The organism is Streptomyces sp. NPDC059668, from assembly GCF_042734135.1.
Lineage (GTDB): Bacteria > Actinomycetota > Actinomycetes > Streptomycetales > Streptomycetaceae > Streptomyces.
The window spans coordinates 97134-116801 of record NZ_JBHWEL010000019.1 but is presented as its reverse complement, the minus strand read 5'-3'; the positions used below and the strand labels follow the sequence as shown (position 1 = coordinate 116801).

Below are 19668 nucleotides of genomic sequence, written 5' to 3'. Positions count from 1 at the left end.
TCTGCTCGCGGCGCGCTCCTCCTGTGTGGGGGGGGGGTGGGCGCCCCCCCCCCCCTTTCCCGGTGGGCGATACTGGGTTCGAACCAGTGACCTCTTCGGTGTGAACGAAGCGCTCTCCCACTGAGCTAATCGCCCGGGAACGCACTGAACAATACAGGTCCTTGTGGGTGTCGTTCAAACCGCTCGCAGAGTTGCCCTCAGTCCGCGCTGCCCGGCACGCATCATCAGCGTGTGGTTGAGGCGGAAGAGGGGCCGCCCCGGCACGGCGAGCCGCCGCAACAGCGGCTTGCGCACGTCGACCTCCTGGTCGTACCGGGCGCGGGTGCCCGGCCCGTCGGGGCGCACGGTCCAGCGGGCCCAGCCCTCGACGTCGCCCGACATCGCGATCTCCAGGACCCCGGCGACCGGGTCGCTCCGCGTCTCACGTGCGGTGAACACCAGGTCGTAGGGGAGAAGGGAGCGGATACGGATGGTGCCGCTCCGTCCGTCGGCCGGGCGCACCTCGCGGACCTGGGGCCACCAGCGCGGGTAGTCCTCGGCCTGTTCGAGCGCGCGGTAGACGGCGGCGGGCGGCGCGGGCAGTGCCCACAGGCTGCGGAAGCGGTAGTGACACCAGTCCATGGAGCGAGTGTGCCCGTCCGGGGACCGGAGCGGGAGAAGGGGTACGAGCCGACCTCCGCGGGCGGGATCGTGGATCACCTCGGTGGCGTCGCCGAGGCCGGCCCGCTCCGGCGAACGGGGCGTGCGCAGGCCACCGGACCACGGACTCGGTTTCGACGGCGCCGACCTGACGGGACGACGGAGCGACGGCCCGTCACCGCGCCGACGATGCCCGGGCGGTCCGTCACCGGACACGCTTCCCGGTGCCGCGGGGGCTCCTCCGGGGCGGCGACGCACCCGCCCGGGCTCCGGCCCCGTTCCGGCGCGACGACCGCCTTCTCAAATACCGTCCCACCGAACACAGGTGACATCTCGTCGGTTCCTTCCGGAATACCCAGTTTCTTTTCCGCCGACAAGGCCGGCCTTCCCGACTCCGGCATTTCCGGCGTCCGTCGGCGGCCCCGCGCCGAGCGGCGCGTCCGCCTTGTCGTACTTCCACGAGAACCGACCGCGTTCCGGAATGCGTCCGGCAGATTTTTTACCGGCCGCCCGGGTCCGGGACTTCTCCCGAAAGGCCACATAATCCTGGAAGACCGTCGCCGCCTTGATCCTCGGTCTTCGAGCGCCGGGGCGTTCATGGCCGGGCGGGCCCGGTGGGACTCCGCCGACCGCCGCCCGCCTCGCCCACCCGCGGCGAAGTCGCCGCCACTCCGGCACCGCGGCCCGCACGCGACACCGGCGCCCCGCCGAAGCCCTCGCCGGCACCCGGCACGAGCACCGCGCGCCATGCACCGAGTCCGGCCTCGTTCACCCGCCCCGCCGGCTTCACGGACACCCCGCGCCGGTGGCCGAGATACCGCGGTATGCGCGACCGAAGGGTCGCGCAGAGTGACGTGACGCGGCGTGACCTGGCACGGAAACGACGAAGGCGGCCCCGTCCACCTGTGTGTGGATCTGGGCCGCCTATCGTGCATGTGGGCGATACTGGGATCGAACCAGTGACCTCTTCGGTGTGAACGAAGCGCTCTCCCGCTGAGCTAATCGCCCGGGCGCAGGGAGAACATTACCCCATGTCAGGGGGTGACTCCGACCGGCCGGAGGCGCTCAGGCCCGCCCCGGGAGCACCCGCCCGTCACTCCTTGTCACTCTTTGATGTTCCAGGGCATCTCGAAGCCGAACTTCCAGAGGTAGACGGCACAGAGGGCCGCGACGATCACCAGACCGACGGTCGTGAGGATGATGTTGCGGCGCCGGACCCGGGGGTCGAGTGCCCGCTGCGTCGCCTCCGTGACCTTGCGCTTCGTCCAGCGGAGGACCAGCTGCGCCCAGACGAACTCGGTCGCCCAGATCGCCATGCCACCGAAGATCACCAGCCAGCCGGGGCCCGGCAGCGGAAGCATGATCACGCCCGCGACGACCACCGCGAGCCCCGCGACGAAAACGCCCACCTGCCAGCTCAGGTGCAGCGCACGACGCGCCTTGATGAATTCCGGCGCCCTCGAACCGAGCGGCTGCTCGGCCTTCTCGTCATCAGCCATGGCGGCCTCGCCCAGCTCGTCACTCCCCGTATTCATACGACCAAACCCTACCGGAGAGAAACCGGTCACCGGAATGGCCCTATCCGGCGAAGGCACCCTCGGCCGGATGAGTTACGTAAAGGCACGCAAAACACTCAGAGGGGTTTACAACGGCACCGTAGGTGGCATGTCGATTTCGCCGACGTGCGAATCCCCGAGCGCACACTGAGCGAAAGGCCCTGGCGCTTATGAACACCACGGTCAGCTGCGAGCTGCACCTGCGCCTCGTTGTGTCGAGCGAGTCCTCACTGCCTGTTCCCGCAGGACTGCGGTATGACACGGCCGATCCCTACGCCGTGCACGCCACCTTCCACACCGGAGCCGAGGAAACCGTCGAGTGGGTGTTCGCCCGCGACCTCCTCGCCGAGGGCCTCCATCGGCCCACCGGTACCGGCGACGTCCGAGTCTGGCCGTCCCGAAGTCATGGTCAGGGCGTCGTATGCATCGCCCTGAGCTCCCCGGAGGGTGAGGCTCTGCTCGAGGCCCCGGCGCGGGCCCTGGAGTCCTTCCTGAAGCGAACGGACGCCGCCGTGCCCCCAGGCACGGAACACCGGCACTTCGATCTCGACACGGAGCTCTCACACATCCTGGCCGAGAGCTAGCGACCCCACAGAGCCGCCCGGCGCCGTCCACTCGGGGAGACGGCTCGGGCTAACACAACCGCATAGGGCACAACCGAGTTAGGCACGACAGCATGTCGCACAACCGCACAGATCAGGAACACCGGCGCCGTCGCCGCGGACTCCCGCGGGGACGGCGTCGGTGCGTGCGGGGACGGCGTCGCTGCGTGCGGGGGCGGGCACCGTGCGTTCCGCCGCGCCGTCCGGCCGGTCACGCAGCGCACACGCGCGCCCGGACCGCGCCGGGCCACGCCTGCCGGGCGTACCCCGCTCCCCCACGGCCTGGAAGCCACTAACATCGGCCAGCATCGGCGGGCGGCCGCCCGACCCTCAGGCCAGGGAGCGAAACGTGCTGATCACCCACGACACCCGGTGCGCCCTCGACACCGTGGTGGATCTGGTGAACACCGCGCCGGAGGACGACACGGCGGACGGACTCGCGGATGTCCCGTCCCTCGCCGATTTCGTACGAAAGCACGAAATCAGTGATGTCGGTGTGCTGTCGGAGCGGGATCTCGCGGCGGTACGCGGGGTCCGCGGCCGGTTCGCCGGGGTCTTCGCCGCCGACGAGCCGCGGATCGCCGCCGGGCTCATCAACGAGCTGGTCGCCGCCGCGGGCACCACGCCCCGGCTCACCGACCACGACGGCTACGACTGGCACGTGCACTACTTCGCGCCGGGCGCCTCGGTCGCCGACCACCTGGCCGCCGACTGCGGGATGGCGCTGGCGTTCTTCGTGGTCGCCGGGGAGCAGGACCGGCTGCGGCGCTGCGAGGCACCGGACTGCCGGCGGGCCTTCGTCGATCTCTCGCGCAACCGCTCGCGCCGCTACTGCGACAGCCGGACGTGCGGGAACCGGCTCCACGTGGCCGCGTACCGGGCACGCCGGAAGGAAGCGGCGGGCTGAGGGGCCGGGCGGGAGGCCCCTGACGGGAGAGGCGGGCGGGCCGCTCTGTGACGGACCGGCGGGTGAGGGGCTGGGCGGGCGGCGGGCTACGGAGCCCTCGGCGGGTGACGCCAGGGGCTCCGTGTACGGCTCAGAGCAGCAGCAGGTCGTGCAGCGAAGCCATGAGCAGGAGACAGCCGATCACCGCCAGGAAGATCATCAGCGGTGGCTGGGAAAGCGCGAAGAGACAACCTCGCCGCTCCTCGGGGGGCGCGGCGGGGTCGCTCTGGGTTGTGTCCAGCATCTCGCGGCGATGATGACGCAGCCGCCACCCGCTTCGCGATCAACACGCTCGGCATGACCGGGAGTTCGCCAATATCCGCTATATCCGCGATGAGCTGGAACGAACGTGATCGTTTCCGCGGCCCGCATGATCTGCCGTGTCGTTTCGGACCGTGCCGCGTGTCACGTCCCGTGCCGCGTCATGTGCCGTTCCGCGTCATGTCCCGCGCTTCTTCAGATGCCGTGCTTCTTGAGGATGGCCTCGATGTCGCTGAAGTCGTCGCCGGCGCCGGACGCCCGGGGGGTCGTCGCGGGGCGCGCGGCGGGGCGGGAGCCCTGGCTCAGCGACGGCGCCGAGGCGGCGGGGGCCACCGCCTCACGCTGGGCGGCCCGGGCGGCCGCCTTGCGTTCCTTGCGGGTTCCGCCGCCACGCCGCTCCACCGCCCGCACCGTCATGAACAGCAGCCAGGCGGCGGCGAGCACCGCGAAGCCCGCCCACGCCGTCGGGCTGAACGCGGTGTCGGCGAGCCAGCCGACGACCCCGGTCATCACCAGTCCGACCGGCACCAGCGCGTAGGCGGCGATGCGGGCGGCGGCGAGGAAGCGCTTGCGGTAGGCCGTGACCGCGGCGATGCCCAGGCCGGCGGCGGAGACGGCGGAACAGACGGTCTCGGCAATCATCCGGTCCTCCAGGGCAGGGCTCGGCGGGGCGGGGGGCGGTTCGTCCCTTCCATCCTGCACCGCTCCGCGCCCGATATGCCATGCTCCGGGCATACCTCAGGGACATCTCCGGGTCGGGGTCCTCCCCAGGTCCCGGTCCGCCCGCCACCGGCCCGCTCCCCCTCGGTCCCGTGTGGGCCGCCGGAGCCGGGACTGGGAGACTGGGGGCATGAACGACTCCTCCGCAGCCCGCGCCACCGCCGTCCTGGACGTCTGGTGCGAACTCCAGTGCCCCGACTGCCGCGACGCCCTCGACGACCTGCGCGCGTTGCGCGCTCGCTACGGCGACCGGCTGGAGCTGCGGCTGCGGCACTTCCCGCTGGAGAAGCACCGGCACGCCTTCGCCGCCGCGCAGGCCGCCGAGGAGGCCGCGGAGCAGGGCCGGTCCTGGCCGTACGTCGAGGCGGTGCTCGGCCGCGTCGAGGAGCTGGACCGCGGGGGCGAGCCCTTCCTGATCGAGGTGGCCCGTGAACTCGGCCTGGACGCCGAGGAGTTCGACACCGCCCTGATCGACGGGCGGCACATCCTGATCGTCGACGCCGACCAGGCCGAGGGCAAGGCCATCGGGGTGACCGGCACCCCGACGTACGTCATCGGCGGCGAACGGCTCGACGGCGGCAAGAGCCGGGAGGGCCTGCGCGAGCGCGTCGAGGAGATCGCCGACCGGCTGCTGGCCGGGATCGAGTAGCGCCCGCGGAGCGGGTTCCCGCCCGCCGAGCCGGTTCCCGCCCTCGGAGCGGGTTCTCGTAAAGCCTCAGAGCAGGTTCTTGTAGAGGTGGTACGAGCTCGTCGTGTAGCCGAGCGCCTCGTAGAGGCTCTCGGCCGGGGTGTTGCCCGCGAACACGTTGAGGCCGATGCGGTCCCGCCCGCCGGACACGGCCTGCGCCTCGGCGAGCAGCATCAGGGAGCGCCCGTGACCGCGGCCCCGGTGCGCGGGGTCGGCCTCGACGTCGAGCACGTAGGCCGTGTCGGGCCACAGCGCCACCCACAGGGTGCCGACCGGGGTTCCCTCCTGCTCCAGGACGCTGATCAGCGTGTTCTCGCTGGCCAGGCCGTCCGGCAGGAACCTGGCGTGCCCCTGGTCGGTCTTGCTGTACGCCTCCGCCTCCGGCACTCCCCGCGCGATCAGGGTGCCGGCGAAGGCGTCCCGCTCGGCGGCCAGCCAGGGAACGTACTCGGCCTCGGTCATCGGGCGCGCGACGCTCCCGGCGGGCAGTGCGGGCGGCGGTCCGGCCAGGTGCTTCGTCATGTTGCGGTTCGTGAGGACGTATCCGAGCGTCGTGGCGAGCCGGAGCGCGGCCTCCGCGTCCCCGGGCACCGAGGTCTCCACGCGCCGGCAGCCCCAGCCGCGCGCCACCTCCTCGGCCGCGAGCGCGGCCACCGTGCCCCGGCCCCGCCCGCGGTCCGGCTCGTCGATGCTCAGCTCCTCTATCCGACCCACGGTGGGCCCGTATTCGGGGTGGGTGGAGAGATGGATCCCGCCCACGGGGCGGCTGTTCACGCACACCTGGTAGCGGCGGGACAGCGCCCCGTCGGCTCCGCGCTGAAGCGGCTCGGTCGGCCGCAGAGTGGTGGTCATCAGGGGTGTTCTACCCGCCCGGCCGTTCCCCGTCATCCTGATTTACGACCGCCGGCGGACCGTTCGCCCCTGCCGGCACACCCGGCGCGGGGCTCCGCGTCACGGGGCGCGAGGGCCCGCCCGGCCGTCCTACGGATCGAGGTCGTGTCCGGCCCGCTCGTCGAAGATCCGCATCGCCTTGGCCGTCACCGGTCCGCGGGCGCCCGGGAGTTCACGTCCGTCGACCCGGTGCACGCCCTGCACGTCCCGCAGGGTGGAGGTCAGGAAGATCTCGTCGGCGCGCTCCAGGACGTCCAGCGGCAGGTCGGTCTCCCTGGCGCCGGTCCACTCGACGGCGAGCGCGCGGGTGATGCCGGCGAGGCAGCCGGAGGCCACCGGCGGGGTGTGGATCTCGCCGTCGAGCACGACGAAGACGTTCGACCCCGTGCCCTCGCACAGCTGCCCGACCGTGTTGGCGAACAGCGCCTCGGACGCGCCCTGTTCGCGCGCCCGGGCCAGCGCGACGACGTTCTCGGCGTAGGAGGTGGTCTTGAGGCCGGTGAGGGCGCCGCGCTCGTTGCGGGTCCACGGCACGGTGATCACGGCGGTGGAGTCGGGTCGCCGCGCGGACTCGCCCAGGGCGACGACCAGGGTCGGACCCCGGTCCCCACGGTCCGAGCCGAGCGGGCCGTGGCCGCCGGTGTACGTGATGCGCAGCCGTCCGAGCGGCATCGGGTTGGCGTCCAGGACGGCCGCGCACGCCCGGCGCGCCTCGTCGCGGTCCGGGTCGGGAAGCCCGAGGCCGTGCGCGGAGCGGGCCAGCCGGTCGAGGTGCCGGGTCAGCGCGAACGGCCGCCCCTCCACCGCCTTCACGGTCTCGAAGACGCCGTCGCCCACGGTCAGTCCGTGATCGAAGACGGAGACACGGGCGGACTCGCTGTCCTGCAACCCGCCGTCGAGCCAGATCTTCACGTCAGGATCCCTTCACTCACCTCGTATGCTCCCGACGCTACAGCGAGCAGTCGGGAGGCCTTCAGCTCGGTCTCGCGCCACTCGCCCTCGGGGTCGGAGCCCCAGGTGATGCCCGCGCCGGTGCCGAACCGCAGGACGCCCTCCTCCCGGTCGGCCCAGAAGGTACGGATGCCGACGGCGAGTTCTCCGGTGCCGCGATCGGCGTCGACCCAGCCGATGCCCCCGCAGTAGGGGCCGCGCGGGGCGGTCTCCAGGGCGTCGATGATGCGCAGGGCGCTGGTCTTGGGGGCGCCGGTGACCGAACCGGGCGGGAAGGCGGCGGCGAGGAGTTCGGGCCAGCCGGCGTCCTCGCGCAGCTCACCGCGGACGGTGGAGACGAGGTGGACGAGCCCGGGATGCTTCTCGACGGCACACAGATCGGGAACGGTCACGGTGCCGGTGGCACAGACCCGGCCCAGGTCGTTGCGGACCAGGTCGACGATCATCACGTTCTCGGCGTGATCCTTCGGCAGCAGGTCGGCCTCGGTGCGTCCGGTGCCCTTGATGGGCCCGGACTCGACGGTGCGGCCGGTGCGGCGCAGGAAGAGTTCGGGTGAGGCGGTGGCGATCTCGACGCCCTGCCGGGGCAGCCGGACGGTGCCGGCGTACGGGGCGGGGTTGCCGCGGGCCAGCAGGGCGGTCAGAGCGTCCAGGTCGGCGTCGGGGGCGAGCGGCGCGGACAGCACGCGGCAGAGGTTGGCCTGGTAGACCTCGCCGGCGGCTATGTGGTCGCGGATGCGGCGGACACCCCGTGTGTACGCGGCGCGGTCGAGCGACGACGTCCAGTCACCGGCGGCCGGACCGCGCCACCGCCCGGGCACCGGAGCGGGCACCGGCTCGCGCCGTACGTCGGCGAAGCGGGCGCAGACCAGACGCCCCTCGAAGTCCGCCGAGACGGCCCAGAAGCCGGTGGAGTCCAGGGCCGCGGGGTCGCCGGTGACATCGAGGAGACCGGTCGCGAGGAGGTCACCGAAGCGGGCGAGAGGAGGGAGGTCGAGCACGCAGTCGAGTCTAGGGCGGGTGACCTGCGGGTGCCCTGACCGTGTCCTCGGGCGGACAGACCGCAGCACGCTGCGCAAACGCGTTTTTGTACTGGCCGGGGAATCCGCTAGAGTTCAACACGTCGCCGGGACGCACAAGCCGACCGGAAACGACAAGCGGACGTAGCTCAGTTGGTAGAGCGCAACCTTGCCAAGGTTGAGGTCGCCAGTTCGAACCTGGTCGTCCGCTCGCAGGACAGTGGGGGATCCACCCGAACCCCCGCGCTCCTGGTGGAGTGGCCGAGAGGCGAGGCAACGGCCTGCAAAGCCGTCTACACGGGTTCAAATCCCGTCTCCACCTCCAAGGACGATTAGCTCAGCGGGAGAGCGCTTCCCTGACACGGAAGAGGTCACTGGTTCAATCCCAGTATCGTCCACTGGATCGCCCCGCACTGGTGTGCGAGATCCGAACCCGCGCGATTAGCTCAGCGGGAGAGCGCTTCCCTGACACGGAAGAGGTCACTGGTTCAATCCCAGTATCGCGCACGCAGTACGCCGCGGATCCTGTACCTTGAGGTCCGTCCCGCGCGATTAGCTCAGCGGGAGAGCGCTTCCCTGACACGGAAGAGGTCACTGGTTCAATCCCAGTATCGCGCACCAGCAAGAAGCCCCCGGCCGTCTCGTACGGTCGGGGGCTTCGTCGTGTGCGCCACGCCCGGCCGGGGACACCCCGGCCGGCACGGTCACGACGAGAAGAGCATGTGCCCGAAGCTCTTGTGACGGTGGTGGCCGCCGTGGCCGCCGCCGTAGTGACCGCCGCCGTGGCCACCGCCGTGCGGGGCACCCCAGGCGGGCGCGGGAGCGGACGGGTACGCCTGCGGGGCGGCCGGGGGCGGCGGCGCGGGCTGCGACCACTGCGACTCCACGCGGGTCAGCGCCTCCAGCTCGCCGTAGTCGAGAAAGATCCCTCGGCAGCCGCTGCACTGCTCGATCTGGACACCGTTGCGGTTGTACGTGTGCATCGGCGCATGGCACTTCGGACACTGCATGCTCGGCTCAACTCCTCGCCGGTCGGTACTGCTTCCGCCAGGACAGACACTGCCCGGCTTCGATCGGTTGCACCCTACGTCGTCGGACCGGGTGCCAACTGCGGCGGGACGGCTCCCATTCGGGCGCACGCGTCGATCACGGCCTGCTGCACCTCGTCCAACGGGCGGTCCGCGGCGACGGACTTGGCGATCGCCAGGGCCGCGGTCTGCACCGTGAGAGCGCGGGCCGCCACGTCCAGGGCGGGCCAGGGGTCACCGTCGGCGGGGACGGCGGGGCCGGCCGCGCCCCGATAGGCGGTGAGGAAGCGGGTCCAGTCCTCGGGCGGGAGCAGACCGCAGGCGTACCAGGCGGCCGGGCGGGCCAGGTCCCAGGCCGGGACGCCCACACCGAGGTCGTCCACGTCGATGAGGAGCCAGCGGCCGGCCGGGGCGGGGTGGCGGACGAGCTGGCCGAGGTGCAGGTCCCCGTGGCACAGGGTGTCCGGGCCGGGCATGGCCGCCTCCGCGCGGGCCCAGGCCGGGAGGCCCGCCCAGGCGCGCAGGACCGGGGCGGTGGCCGGGTGCGGACCCGCCGCTCGGAGCCGCGTGATCGCCCGGGCCGCCTTGGCAGGGCCCCGCATGGGCGGCAGGCCGGCCGGAGCGGGGGTGCGGTGCAGGCGGGCCAGCAGGGTCGCGGCAGCCTCCCAGGGGGCCGCCTCGGGAACCTCGGGGTCTACGGGGGTGCCGTACGGCCAGAAGGTGACCGGGCGCCCGTGGAGGTCGGCGGGCTCCGGGCGGAGCGGGGCGAGGAGGACGCCGTACAGGGCGGGGTGCGCGGCGACGGCGAGGCGGCGGGCGAGGCCGGCGGGGTCCGTGCCGGGCGCGTGGGCCTTGGCCACGGTGTCGCCGTGGCGGACGACGGTGCCGTCGGTGCGATCGGCCAGGACACTGTCCCGGTGCGCGCACGCCCCGGCCGTGGGGTGGGCCGCGCTCCGCGCCCCGGCGGTCAGGGCGGGCAGCACATCTGCGGTCACGGGTCCCCCTGGGTGCGTGCGTCCGTACCGGGCGAGCGTACGCAGCGGGGCGCGCCGCGGGGAATCCCGGCTTCCCCGGCGTTCCCCGTCCCTCACCTCCGGTCGCCCGTCCGTGCCGTCGTGCCCGCTGTCGCGCTCCCCGGGGCCTCGGGCGTCCCGGCGGCGGGCAGCGGGCAGCGGGCAGCGGGACAGGTTCCGGGGTTGCCGGAACACCCGGAACACCCAAACAAGAGAACGCCGACCCGCAGGCTCACCGCCTGACTACCTGGCCGCCCGGCCGCGGCCCCACCGGGCCACCGGGCCACCGGCACATGGGCAGATCCACGGGGCCGCCGGACAAGCGGACCCGTCGGGGCACAAGGCAATGCCCGCGCAGCTCCCCAGCTGCGCGGGCATTTCTTGCCGTCCGCCGCACCCCCGTCCCCACGGGGTTTCATGGCCGGATGTCCCCGCCCGGACCGCTCTTCCGGGCCTGGGGCGCCGCTCAGCGCCCCAGCATCACGCCCACGGACGACGCTTGTGTGACCACTGACTCCCAGCCGCCGAAGACGACCACGAGCAGGGCCGCCAGAGGAAGGACCATCGCCGTCGCCACCAAGGGGTGGCGCTGGCCCTGGCGTCGCGGGCGGAACGCGGCGCTGTATGCCCTGCGTCCCTGCGTGCGGATCGCGGTCCGCGGTGCCGTGTGGGCCATGGTCCCTCTCCTGACCGAGCATCTGTGGTTGGCAGCGGCGGGTGTCTGACCTCGGGGGACGAGTGCTGCACCCGCCGCTTGACCTCAAATCTACGGGCGCGGCGGAACCGGGTCGTCATGCCCTCGTACCGATTGCCGGGCCTCCCGGAGGATGAGCGATGACCTGCGGTGTACTCCCCTGGGTGGAGACGAGGACCTAGGTCTCAGGGTCTTCCCGGAGGGGTCGCCCGCTGTACCCCTACTGTTCCGAGCTGTCCTCCCTGGGCACCGGCTGCTCGACCAGCGCCAGCACCCGCGTCGCCATGAAGCGGGCGGTGCGCACGACTGATCCGCTTCGGGTGACTTCGCTCACTTCCACGACACCTCGGCGTACCGCTGTCTCCACCCTGCGGCCCGCCCTGCTCGCCACCACCTCGTACGTACGCGTCGTGTCCCCGGCGTCCACGACTATCTCCACGCGATCACCCTTCACGGGCTCAATCCCCCTTCTGCGACGGATGGTTGGGATCACAGCCGGCCCAAGGCCACGCTGTTCGCGCATTCCCTGACCACCTCTCAAGTTTCCCACCCGGCACTGACAATCGATCGGACCGCGAGGGCGCGGCCTCTGCGCGCTCCCGGCCGCGGAAACGTAAGCTGTGGCTCGTCAAACGGACCGGGCAGCGGGGATGGACATGGCGATGATGCGCCTGAGGCGCGAGGACCCGCGTGTCGTCGGCTCGTTCAGGCTTCACAGGCGGCTCGGCGCGGGTGGGATGGGCGTGGTCTACCTGGGCTCCGACCGCCGTGGTCAGCGGGTCGCGCTCAAGGTGATCCGGCCGGATCTGGCGGAGGATCAGGAGTTCCGGTCGCGGTTCGCGCGTGAGGTCTCGGCGGCCCGGCGGATCAGGGGCGGCTGCACGGCCCGGCTCGTCGCCGCCGATCTCGACGCGGAGCGGCCCTGGTTCGCCACGCAGTACGTGCCGGGGCCCTCGCTGCACGACAAGGTCGCCGAGGAGGGTCCGATGGCGGCCGCCGACGTGGCCGCCGTGGGCGCCGCGCTCTCCGAGGGCCTGGTGGCGGTGCACGAGGCGGGGGTCGTGCACCGCGACCTGAAGCCGTCCAACATCCTGCTGTCCCCGAAGGGGCCGCGGATCATCGACTTCGGCATCGCCTGGGCCACGGGGGCCTCCACCCTCACCCACGTCGGCACCGCCGTCGGCTCGCCCGGCTTCCTGGCGCCCGAGCAGGTGCGCGGCGCCGCCGTCACCCCGGCCACGGACGTCTTCGCGCTGGGAGCCACCCTGGCGTACGCGGCGACCTCCGACTCGCCCTTCGGACACGGCAGTTCCGAAGTGATGCTCTATCGGGTGGTGCACGAGGAACCGCAGCTGCACGGCGTGCCCGACTCGCTGGCCCCGCTCGTCCGGGCCTGTCTCGCCAAGGATCCCGAGGAGCGCCCCAGCACGCTCCAACTGTCCCTGCGGCTCAAGGAGATCGCGGCTCGCGAGGCGCAGGGCCTGGCGGACGTCCGGCCGCCGGCGCAGCGCAACGACCCCGACCGGCCCACGGGGCGCCTCGCCGAGCAGTACGCCGAACAGCCCACCCAGCGGCGCCCGCAGGGCACTCCCCCGCCGCGCACCGGCGGGACGAACGGCGGCGGCTCCCGGCCGGCGCCGTCGGGTTCGCGCCCCACGCCCTCCCGGAACACCGGGCGCTCCGGCAGCCGGCCCGCGCCCCGCAGCGGAACGGGGCGGCAGGGGCCGAGGACCACCGGGACCGGACGCCGGCCCGCCAACCCGCGGCTGCTGCGGCAGCGGCTCTTCGTGTTCGTCGTGGTGACGCTGCTCGTCGCCCTGGGCATCGCGGTGGCGCAGGGCTGCCAGGGTCCGGCGCGCGGGCTCGGCGGCGGAGACGGACGCCAGGCCGTACGCGCCCTGGAGCAGGAGAACTCGTCGGCCTCGTCGGCGCCCGCCGGGGGCACGAGGGGCGAACGCGACCGGGGTGTCGACGGGACGGACGGATAGGGCCTGTCGTCCGGATCATGTGACGGGAGGCTGGGCCGGGCGCACGTAATCCACGGCAGCGGACCGGCCCGCCGGAGGTCGGACGTCGGAGCTGGGCAGTCAGAACTCGGCGGTCGGCAGTCGGAGCTCGGCGGTCGGACACCGGAGGCGACCCGGGCACCCTCCGGTCGGGCGCCGGAGGTCCTCCCCTCGGCCTTCGGGTCAGACGGCGGGGCGCCCCGTCGCCACCGCGTAGAACGCGACCGCGGCCGCCGCGCCCACGTTGAGCGAGTCGACGCCCCGCGCCATCGGGATGCGGACCCATTCGTCCGCCGCCATCAGGGCCTTCGTGGACAGGCCGTCGCCCTCCGCGCCGAGCATCAGCGCGACCCGGTCCATCCGGTGCGGGGCCGCCTCGTCGAGGGACCGGGCCTTCTCGTCCGGGGTCAGGGCGAGCAGGGTGAAACCGGCCTCGCGGACCGACTCCAGGCCCCTGGGCCAGCTGTCGAGACGCGCGTACGGGACGGAGAAGACCGCGCCCATGGAGACCTTCACGGAGCGGCGGTAGAGCGGGTCGGCGCAGTCCGGTGAGAGCAGGACCGCGTCCATGCCGAGGGCGGCGGCGGAGCGGAAGATCGCCCCGATGTTGGTGTGGTCGTTGACCGACTCCATGACGACCACCCGGCGGGCGGACCCGAGGAGTTCGTCCGCCGTCGGCAGCGGTTTGCGCTGCATGGAGGCGAGCGCGCCACGGTGCACGTGGTACCCGGTGACCTGCTCGGCGAGCTCCGGGCTGACCGCGTAGACCGGGGCCGGCAGCTCGTCGATGACGTCGCGCATGACGTCGACCCACTTGGCGGACAGGAGCATGGAGCGCATCTCGTATCCGGCGTCCTTGGCCCGTCTGATGACCTTCTCGCCCTCGGCGATGAACAGGCCTTCGGCGGGTTCGCGCTTGCGGCGCAGTTCCACGTCGGTCAGGCCCGTGTAATCGCGCAGACGCGGGTCGTCGGGGTTCTCGACGGTGATGAGATCGGCCACAGGGTGATACTGCCTTGTCCTGGGTGCGGTGCCAACGGCTGGGAAGGGGTCGGGTTACCCCGGGTTACTCGGATGCGTGCGGAGCCGGCCGTACCGGTTGTCCGGGGCCCACGTTCACGACCTCGCCCACGACGATCACCGCGGGCGGCTTCACGTCCTGCGCGACGACGGTCTCGGCGACCGTCGCCAGGGTCGCGTCGACCCGGCGCTGCGCGGCGGTCGTGCCCTCCTGGACCAGGGCGACCGGGGTGTCGGCCGGCTTGCCGTGGGCCATCAGGGTCTCGGCGATCCGGCCGATCTTGTCGACGCCCATGAGGACGACGAGCGTGCCGCGCAGTGCGGCGAGGGCGGGCCAGTCGACGAGGGAGCGTTCGTCGCCGGGGGCGACATGACCGCTCACCACGGTGAACTCGTGTGCGACACCCCGGTGGGTGACCGGGATACCGGCCGCGCCGGGCACCGAGATCGAGCTGGAGATGCCGGGGACCACGGTGCAGGCGATGCCCGCCTCCGCGAGTGCCTGGGCCTCCTCCATGCCGCGGCCGAAGACGAAGGGGTCGCCGCCCTTGAGCCGGACGACGGCCTTGCCCTGTCGCGCGTGCTCGATCAGCGCGTTGTTGATCGCCTCCTGCGCCATGTACCGGCCGTACGGGATCTTCGCCGCGTCGATGACCTCCACGTGCGGCGGGAGTTCGGCCAGCAGGTCGCGCGGGCCGAGGCGGTCGGCGATGACCACGTCGGCCTCGGCGAGCAGACGGCGGCCGCGGACCGTGATCAGGTCCGGGTCGCCGGGGCCGCCGCCGACCAGGGCGACACCCGGGGCGCGGGTGCGGTGGTGCGGCGCCACCAGGGTCCCGTCGCGGAGTCCCTCGACCACCGCGTCGCGGATCGCGGCCGTGTGCCGGGGGTCGCGGCCCCGCGCGTCCGTCGTGAGGACCGCGACGGTCACGCCCTCGCTGTGCCCCGTCGCCGGGGTCCAGGCCGTCGCGGCGTCGGCGTCGTCGGAGCGGACGCACCAGACGCGGTGCCGCTCGGCCTCGGCGGAGGCCGCCGCGCTCGCCTCGGGATCGCTGGTGGCGATCAGGGCGTACCAGGCACCGGCGAGGTCGCCGTCCTCGTAGGGACGCCTGGCCCAGCTGATCTCGCCGGCGTCCGCCATCGCCTCGACGGAGGGGGTCGCCTCCGGTGACACGAGGTGGATGTCCGCGCCCGCGGCGATGAGCGCGGGGAGGCGGCGCTGGGCCACCTGGCCGCCGCCGAGGACGACCACACGGCGGCCGGCGAGGCGGAGGCCTACGGGATAGGCGGGGTGTTCGGCCATGGCGGTGCGGCTCCTCGTACGGACGGTGCGGTGGGGCGCGCCGCGGCTGTGGAGCGGCCCTGACGTGCGGATTTTAGGCGCCGGCCCGGTGAGCGGGCCGAGTGGGGGTTCCTTCCCTGGGCGGCCTCGTCCCGAAACAGAGGCCCTGCCCCGGCCCCGCGTGCGGGCGGGTCGCGGTGGTGGGCAGGTGCTCCGCGCCGCGGAACGCCCGCCCACCAGCGCCGGCTACTTCTCGGTGACCCCGGCGGAGTCGAACGTCGCCACCTCGTGCATGGCGCGCGCCGCGCTCTGCACCACGGGCAGGGCGAGCAACGCGCCGGTGCCCTCGCCGAGCCGGAGGTCGAGGTCGATCAGCGGGCGCAGGCCCAGCTTGTTCAGGGCCGCCACATGGCCCGGCTCCGCGCTGCGGTGGCCCGCGATGCAGGCCGCGAGCACCTCGGGAGCGATGGCGCGGGCCACCAGGGCCGCCGCGCCGGCGCTGACGCCGTCCAGGATCACCGGCGTACGGAGGGAGGCACCGCCCAGCAGCAGGCCGACCATCGCCGCGTGTTCGAGGCCGCCGATGGCCGCGAGGACGCCGATGGGGTCGGCCGGGTCCGGCTGGTGGAGTTCGACGGCGCGCCGCACGACCTCGGTCTTGCGGGCCAGGGTCTCGTCGTTGATGCCGGTGCCCCGGCCCGTCACCTCGGACGGGTCGGCGCCGGTGAAGACCGAGATCAGGGCGGCGGACGCGGTGGTGTTGGCGATGCCCATCTCGCCGGTCAGCAGTGCCTTGTTGCCGGCCGCCACCAGGTCGCGGGCCGTCTCGATGCCCACCTCGATCGCCGCGGTGACCTCCTCGCGGGTCATCGCGGGACCGGTGGTCATGTCGGCGGTGCCCGCACGGACCTTGCGCGGCAGGAGCCCCGGCGTCGCGGGAAGGTCGGAGGCGACGCCCACGTCGACGACGCACACCTCCGCACCGACCTGGTTGGCGAACGCGTTGCAGACCGCGCCGCCGCCCAGGAAGTTGGCCACCATCTGGGCGGTGACCTCCTGCGGCCAGGGGGTGACGCCCTGGGCGTGCACACCGTGGTCGCCCGCGAAGATCGCGACGGCGGCGGGCTCCGGGATCGGCGGCGGGCACATCCGGGACAGGCCCGACAGCTGGGCCGAGATGATCTCCAGCATGCCGAGCGCGCCCGCGGGCTTGGTCATCCGCTTCTGCCGCTCCCAGGCCTCACCGAGCGCCTTGGCGTCCAGCGGGCGGATGTTGGAGACGGTCTCGGCGAGCAGGTCGTGCGGCTCCTCGCCGGGCAGCGCGCGCCGGCCGTACGTCTCCTCGTGCACGACCCAGGACAGCGGGCGGCGCTTGGACCAGCCCGCCTGCATGAGCTCGGGCTCCTCCGGGAACTCGTCGACGTAGCCGACGCAGAGATACGCGACGACGTCCAGGTGTTCGGGCAGACCGAGGGCGCGGACCATCTCGCGCTCGTCGAAGAAGCTGACCCAGCCGACGCCGAGGCCCTCGGCACGGGCGGCGAGCCACAGGTTCTGGACGGCGAGCGCGGACGAGTACGGGGCCATCTGCGGCTGGGTGTGCCGGCCCAGGGTGTGGCGGCCGCCGCGGGTGGGGTCGGCGGTGACGACGATGTTCACCGGGGTGTCGAGGATCGCCTCGATCTTCAGTTCCTTGAACTGCTTGGCCCGGCCCTTGGGCAACGACTTGGCGTACGCCTCGCGCTGGCGTGCCGCCAGTTCGTGCATGGTGCGGCGGGTCTCGGCGGAGCGGATGACGACGAAGTCCCAGGGCTGGGAGTGGCCCACCGACGGCGCGGTGTGCGCGGCCTCCAGGACCCGCAGCAGGACGTCGTGCGGGATCGGGTCGCTGCGGAAGCCGTTGCGGATGTCGCGGCGCTCGCGCATCACGCGCAGTACCGCCTCGCGCTCGGCGTCGTCGTAGCCGGGGGCCGCCGGGCCGGTGGACTCTCGTACGTCTTCCACTGCGGCCGTGCTCTCTTCCTGGTCGGCGACCTGGGTGTGCAGGTCCTCCGCTTGCTGTGCGACTACGGGCTCCGGCTCCGCGTCGAGCGGCTCCGGTACGGGGGGTGCCTCGGGCTCGCGGGGCGCGGGCACCGGGGCGACGGACGCCTCCTGGCCGGCGGGAGCCTCCGGGGCCTGTCCGGGCGCGGCCTCCGGCAGGTCGGCGAAGGCCGGGGCCTGCTCCTGGGCTGCCTCCTCGGCCGGGTGCCACTCCTCCGTGGGCAGGGGCGGCACGGTCATGGCGTGCGGCGGGGTCGGGGCCAGGTGCGGGGTCGTCGGCACCTGGCCGTCGACGGGCACGAACCGGCCGAGCGAGTCGTCCGCCGAGGGCTGCGCCTCGCCGGGAAGGTGCTCGTCGTGCGACTGGTCCGCCGTGTGGGACGCCTCGTCGTGCGACGGGTTCCCGGCCGCGTGGGACGTCTCGCCGTGGGTCGCGACGCCGACCGGGACACCGGCGGCGGCATCGGCGAACGCGGCGTGCGCCTCGGCGGCGGGCGCGAACTGGGCGGCCTGGACCGGGAAGGCCCCGGCACCGGGGACCGCCCGGCCGTAGGAGTCGTCCGCGGCCGGCACCGCGTCGGCGGACTCGTGTGTCAGGGAGGGCGCGTGGGGATGCGCGGCGGACGCGGGCCGCGCGGCCTCGGCGAACCCGCCGCCCGTCCCGCCCGCTCGGCCACCGGCGGCGACGTCCGCGAACCGGCCCGCCGATTCCGGGATGTGGACACCGGCGTCGACGAACCGGACGGCGCGGTCCTGGAACCGCGCCGCCTGCTCGGCCGCGTGGGCGGCCTGCTCGACGAAGGGGACGGACTGGCCCGGGAGGCGCACGGCCTGATCGGCGAGGTGCACGGACGGGTCGGCGGCCGCCGGGACCGCCGGGTGAGCCGCCTGCTCCTCCTGGACGACCTGGTCCTGGTGGACGAGCTGCTCCTGCGCGGCCTGGTCCTGGGCGTACGAGAAGGCCTGCTCGGGCGTCAGGTCCCCCTGGTCCGTCGGGTCCGCCTGGTCCACGGGAACCTGCGCCGGGGCGGCGGCGTACTCGGTCACGTGGGCGTCGGACATCTGCGCGGCGGCGTCGTCCGCCGTCGGCTCCGTCCGCGGAACGTCGTGGGCCGTCTCGAAGGCGGCGGCGTCGGGAGTCTCCGGGGCCTGGAGGTCCAGCGGGCCAGCCGGCACGTGGGCGGCCTCGGCGTCCTGCGCGGACTCCGCACCCGCCCGGGCGAGGTGGTCCTGCGCCGACTCGGCCGACGGGCCGGCCTCCGGTGCCGCGGGAGCCTGCGCGGGAACGGCGTCCCCGGCCGCCCCGTCGACGACGAGGGGGGACGCGAGCCCCGCGGGCCCGGTCTCCTCGGCGGCCGGGTGCGCCGGGAGGGACCCCGCGGGGTCCGCGGCTTCGTCGTGCGGCGGCGCCGACCCGAACGCCGACTCCGGTCCGGCGGCGAAGCCGGCCTCGGCACCCTCTCCCGCGGCCGGGACGACCGTTTCTTCTGCCGTCGGCTCGGGACCGGTCGGCGGAACCCCCCAGGGCACCGCGCCCTGCGGCGGGATCTCGGACAGCTGCGGAACGTCGAGGTACTCGGGCCCCGTCGTCGGAGGACCGGCGTGCCGGACCGGCGTCGCGGGGTTCATCGCGTGGGCGGGGGTGGCGAGCGGCGCGGAGGCGGGGCCGCGGTCGGCGAGCGAGCGCACCGGGCCGGCCGAGACGTCCGGGGTCGGGGGGCCGAGGTGCAGGGGGCGGCGCGGCGTCACCGGCTGCGCGGCGGTCGCGGGACCGGCTCCGCGGACGGCGCTGAGGTCGACCGAACCGCTGTCCCGGCCCGCCGTCTCGTGCGGGCCCGGTTCGTGGACGGGGGGCTGGGGGGCCGGCGGGCCCACCTCGTTGCCCCAGGCACCCTGGGCACCCGGCATGAGGAGCAGGTCGTCGTCCTCGGCGTGGTTCTCGGAGGGGTCGAGGAAGGTGTACGCGTCCGGGGCGGGGGCGCCCGGCTGCTCCACCATGCCTGCGTTCTCCGGCAGTCCCTCGCCCGGGACCTGGCCGGTGTCGGTCATGCGTACCCCTCGCCCATCGGTTAGTGCTTCCAAGTCCTGCTCGCCCGGAACGGCGCACCGACCGCCCCACAGTGAAGAACGAGCGTGCGTGCCCAGCGGCACGAACGACCGGCCAACAAAGACGACAAAGCCATTAACTGGCATTGTCCCGGTCGTCCGACCCTCGCGACAGCTTGATCCGCGACGGCCCGCTGTGGACTGCGCCACGTTGCGCGTCCTCCGGTCCTGCCGTACCACACTCGCCTCAAAACGGGCGCGTT

The 19668-nt window shown here is 73.4% G+C and carries 18 protein-coding genes and 7 tRNA genes; 9 read left to right on the top strand and 16 right to left on the bottom strand.

Annotated features, from left to right (window positions below; all coding sequences use genetic code 11):
• Positions 1-63 precede the first annotated feature (63 nt).
• From ACFV2J_RS16835 to ACFV2J_RS16820, 4 genes are all read right to left on the bottom strand, one after another.
• Positions 64-135: transfer RNA gene (locus ACFV2J_RS16835), tRNA-Val, on the bottom strand.
• 39 nt (positions 136-174) lie between these two features.
• The gene (locus ACFV2J_RS16830) at positions 175-621 is read right to left on the bottom strand and encodes an SRPBCC family protein (protein ID WP_385082366.1); all 447 of its coding nucleotides are present in this window, start codon (positions 619-621) and stop codon (positions 175-177) included.
• Positions 622-1575: 954 nt separating this feature from the next.
• A tRNA-Val gene (locus ACFV2J_RS16825) sits at positions 1576-1647 on the bottom strand.
• Positions 1648-1742: 95 nt separating this feature from the next.
• Positions 1743-2174 carry a TIGR02611 family protein gene (locus tag ACFV2J_RS16820; RefSeq protein ID WP_385082367.1) on the bottom strand — a complete coding sequence of 144 codons (432 nt, stop codon included), beginning with the start codon at positions 2172-2174 and terminating at the stop codon, positions 1743-1745.
• Between the two features lie 191 nt (positions 2175-2365).
• Between ACFV2J_RS16820 and ACFV2J_RS16815 the strand changes: the two genes are divergently transcribed.
• Both ACFV2J_RS16815 and ACFV2J_RS16810 read left to right on the top strand, forming a co-directional pair.
• Complete coding sequence (locus ACFV2J_RS16815) at positions 2366-2779, top strand: SsgA family sporulation/cell division regulator (RefSeq protein ID WP_003959770.1); 414 nt, start codon at positions 2366-2368, stop codon at positions 2777-2779.
• A 367-nt stretch (positions 2780-3146) separates the two neighbouring features.
• A complete protein-coding gene (locus ACFV2J_RS16810; protein ID WP_385082368.1) occupies positions 3147-3704 on the top strand; it encodes a CGNR zinc finger domain-containing protein in 558 nt (185 codons plus the stop codon).
• 130 nt (positions 3705-3834) lie between these two features.
• On the opposite strand, the gene ACFV2J_RS16805 is transcribed toward ACFV2J_RS16810, so the two are convergent.
• Together ACFV2J_RS16805 and ACFV2J_RS16800 are read right to left on the bottom strand one after the other, a co-directional pair.
• Positions 3835-3987 carry a hypothetical protein gene (locus tag ACFV2J_RS16805; RefSeq protein ID WP_194280740.1) on the bottom strand — a complete coding sequence of 51 codons (153 nt, stop codon included), beginning with the start codon at positions 3985-3987 and terminating at the stop codon, positions 3835-3837.
• A gap of 212 nt (positions 3988-4199) precedes the next feature.
• The gene (locus ACFV2J_RS16800; protein ID WP_385082370.1) at positions 4200-4646 is read right to left on the bottom strand and encodes a hypothetical protein; all 447 of its coding nucleotides are present in this window, start codon (positions 4644-4646) and stop codon (positions 4200-4202) included.
• Positions 4647-4854: 208 nt separating this feature from the next.
• Between ACFV2J_RS16800 and ACFV2J_RS16795 the strand changes: the two genes are divergently transcribed.
• The gene (locus ACFV2J_RS16795; RefSeq protein WP_385082371.1) at positions 4855-5373 is read left to right on the top strand and encodes a DsbA family protein; all 519 of its coding nucleotides are present in this window, start codon (positions 4855-4857) and stop codon (positions 5371-5373) included.
• A 66-nt stretch (positions 5374-5439) separates the two neighbouring features.
• Here ACFV2J_RS16795 and ACFV2J_RS16790 read toward each other — a convergent pair whose 3' ends face one another.
• From ACFV2J_RS16790 to ACFV2J_RS16780, 3 genes are all read right to left on the bottom strand, one after another.
• Positions 5440-6264: a GNAT family N-acetyltransferase gene (locus tag ACFV2J_RS16790; protein WP_385082372.1), complete on the bottom strand. Its 825-nt coding sequence runs from the start codon at positions 6262-6264 to the stop codon at positions 5440-5442.
• A 129-nt stretch (positions 6265-6393) separates the two neighbouring features.
• On the bottom strand, positions 6394-7215 hold the full coding sequence (locus ACFV2J_RS16785) for an aminotransferase class IV (RefSeq protein ID WP_385082373.1): 822 nt from the start codon (positions 7213-7215) through the stop codon (positions 6394-6396).
• Positions 7212-8255, bottom strand: coding sequence for a chorismate-binding protein (locus ACFV2J_RS16780; RefSeq protein ID WP_385082374.1), 1044 nt, complete (start codon positions 8253-8255; stop codon positions 7212-7214). Before ACFV2J_RS16780 ends, ACFV2J_RS16785 begins: the two co-directional genes overlap by 4 nt.
• A gap of 156 nt (positions 8256-8411) precedes the next feature.
• Between ACFV2J_RS16780 and ACFV2J_RS16775 the strand changes: the two genes are divergently transcribed.
• From ACFV2J_RS16775 to ACFV2J_RS16755, 5 genes are all read left to right on the top strand, one after another.
• Positions 8412-8484, top strand: a tRNA-Gly gene (locus tag ACFV2J_RS16775).
• A gap of 40 nt (positions 8485-8524) precedes the next feature.
• Positions 8525-8598, top strand: a tRNA-Cys gene (locus tag ACFV2J_RS16770).
• Position 8599: 1 nt separating this feature from the next.
• Positions 8600-8671 (top strand) — tRNA-Val (locus ACFV2J_RS16765).
• A 37-nt stretch (positions 8672-8708) separates the two neighbouring features.
• A tRNA-Val gene (locus ACFV2J_RS16760) sits at positions 8709-8780 on the top strand.
• A gap of 39 nt (positions 8781-8819) precedes the next feature.
• Positions 8820-8894 (top strand) — tRNA-Val (locus ACFV2J_RS16755).
• A gap of 83 nt (positions 8895-8977) precedes the next feature.
• Here ACFV2J_RS16755 and ACFV2J_RS16750 read toward each other — a convergent pair.
• The 4 genes from ACFV2J_RS16750 to ACFV2J_RS16735 all read right to left on the bottom strand — a co-directional run bounded on the left by ACFV2J_RS16750 (position 8978) and on the right by ACFV2J_RS16735 (position 11462).
• A complete protein-coding gene (locus tag ACFV2J_RS16750; protein ID WP_356281029.1) occupies positions 8978-9283 on the bottom strand; it encodes a zf-TFIIB domain-containing protein in 306 nt (101 codons plus the stop codon).
• A gap of 74 nt (positions 9284-9357) precedes the next feature.
• Positions 9358-10296: a phosphotransferase family protein gene (locus tag ACFV2J_RS16745; RefSeq protein WP_385082375.1), complete on the bottom strand. Its 939-nt coding sequence runs from the start codon at positions 10294-10296 to the stop codon at positions 9358-9360.
• A gap of 484 nt (positions 10297-10780) precedes the next feature.
• Complete coding sequence (locus ACFV2J_RS16740; RefSeq protein WP_148007775.1) at positions 10781-10990, bottom strand: hypothetical protein; 210 nt, start codon at positions 10988-10990, stop codon at positions 10781-10783.
• Between the two features lie 238 nt (positions 10991-11228).
• Positions 11229-11462: a hypothetical protein gene (locus ACFV2J_RS16735; protein WP_081223398.1), complete on the bottom strand. Its 234-nt coding sequence runs from the start codon at positions 11460-11462 to the stop codon at positions 11229-11231.
• Between the two features lie 196 nt (positions 11463-11658).
• Here ACFV2J_RS16735 and ACFV2J_RS16730 point away from each other — a divergent pair, with 196 nt between their 5' ends.
• Entirely contained in the window at positions 11659-12996 is a 1338-nt protein-coding gene (locus tag ACFV2J_RS16730; RefSeq protein ID WP_385082376.1) for a serine/threonine-protein kinase, read from the top strand.
• A gap of 201 nt (positions 12997-13197) precedes the next feature.
• Here the strand turns inward: ACFV2J_RS16730 and ACFV2J_RS16725 are convergent, their stop codons facing one another.
• From ACFV2J_RS16725 to cobT, 3 genes are all read right to left on the bottom strand, one after another.
• Positions 13198-14016 (bottom strand): TrmH family RNA methyltransferase, encoded by an 819-nt coding sequence (locus tag ACFV2J_RS16725; RefSeq protein ID WP_385082377.1) that lies wholly within the window; start codon positions 14014-14016, stop codon positions 13198-13200.
• Positions 14017-14080: 64 nt separating this feature from the next.
• A complete protein-coding gene (cobA, locus tag ACFV2J_RS16720; RefSeq protein WP_385439300.1) occupies positions 14081-15337 on the bottom strand; it encodes a uroporphyrinogen-III C-methyltransferase in 1257 nt (418 codons plus the stop codon).
• 225 nt (positions 15338-15562) lie between these two features.
• A complete protein-coding gene (cobT, locus tag ACFV2J_RS16715) occupies positions 15563-19408 on the bottom strand; it encodes a nicotinate-nucleotide--dimethylbenzimidazole phosphoribosyltransferase (RefSeq protein WP_385082380.1) in 3846 nt (1281 codons plus the stop codon).
• Between the last annotated feature and the right edge of the window lie 260 nt (positions 19409-19668).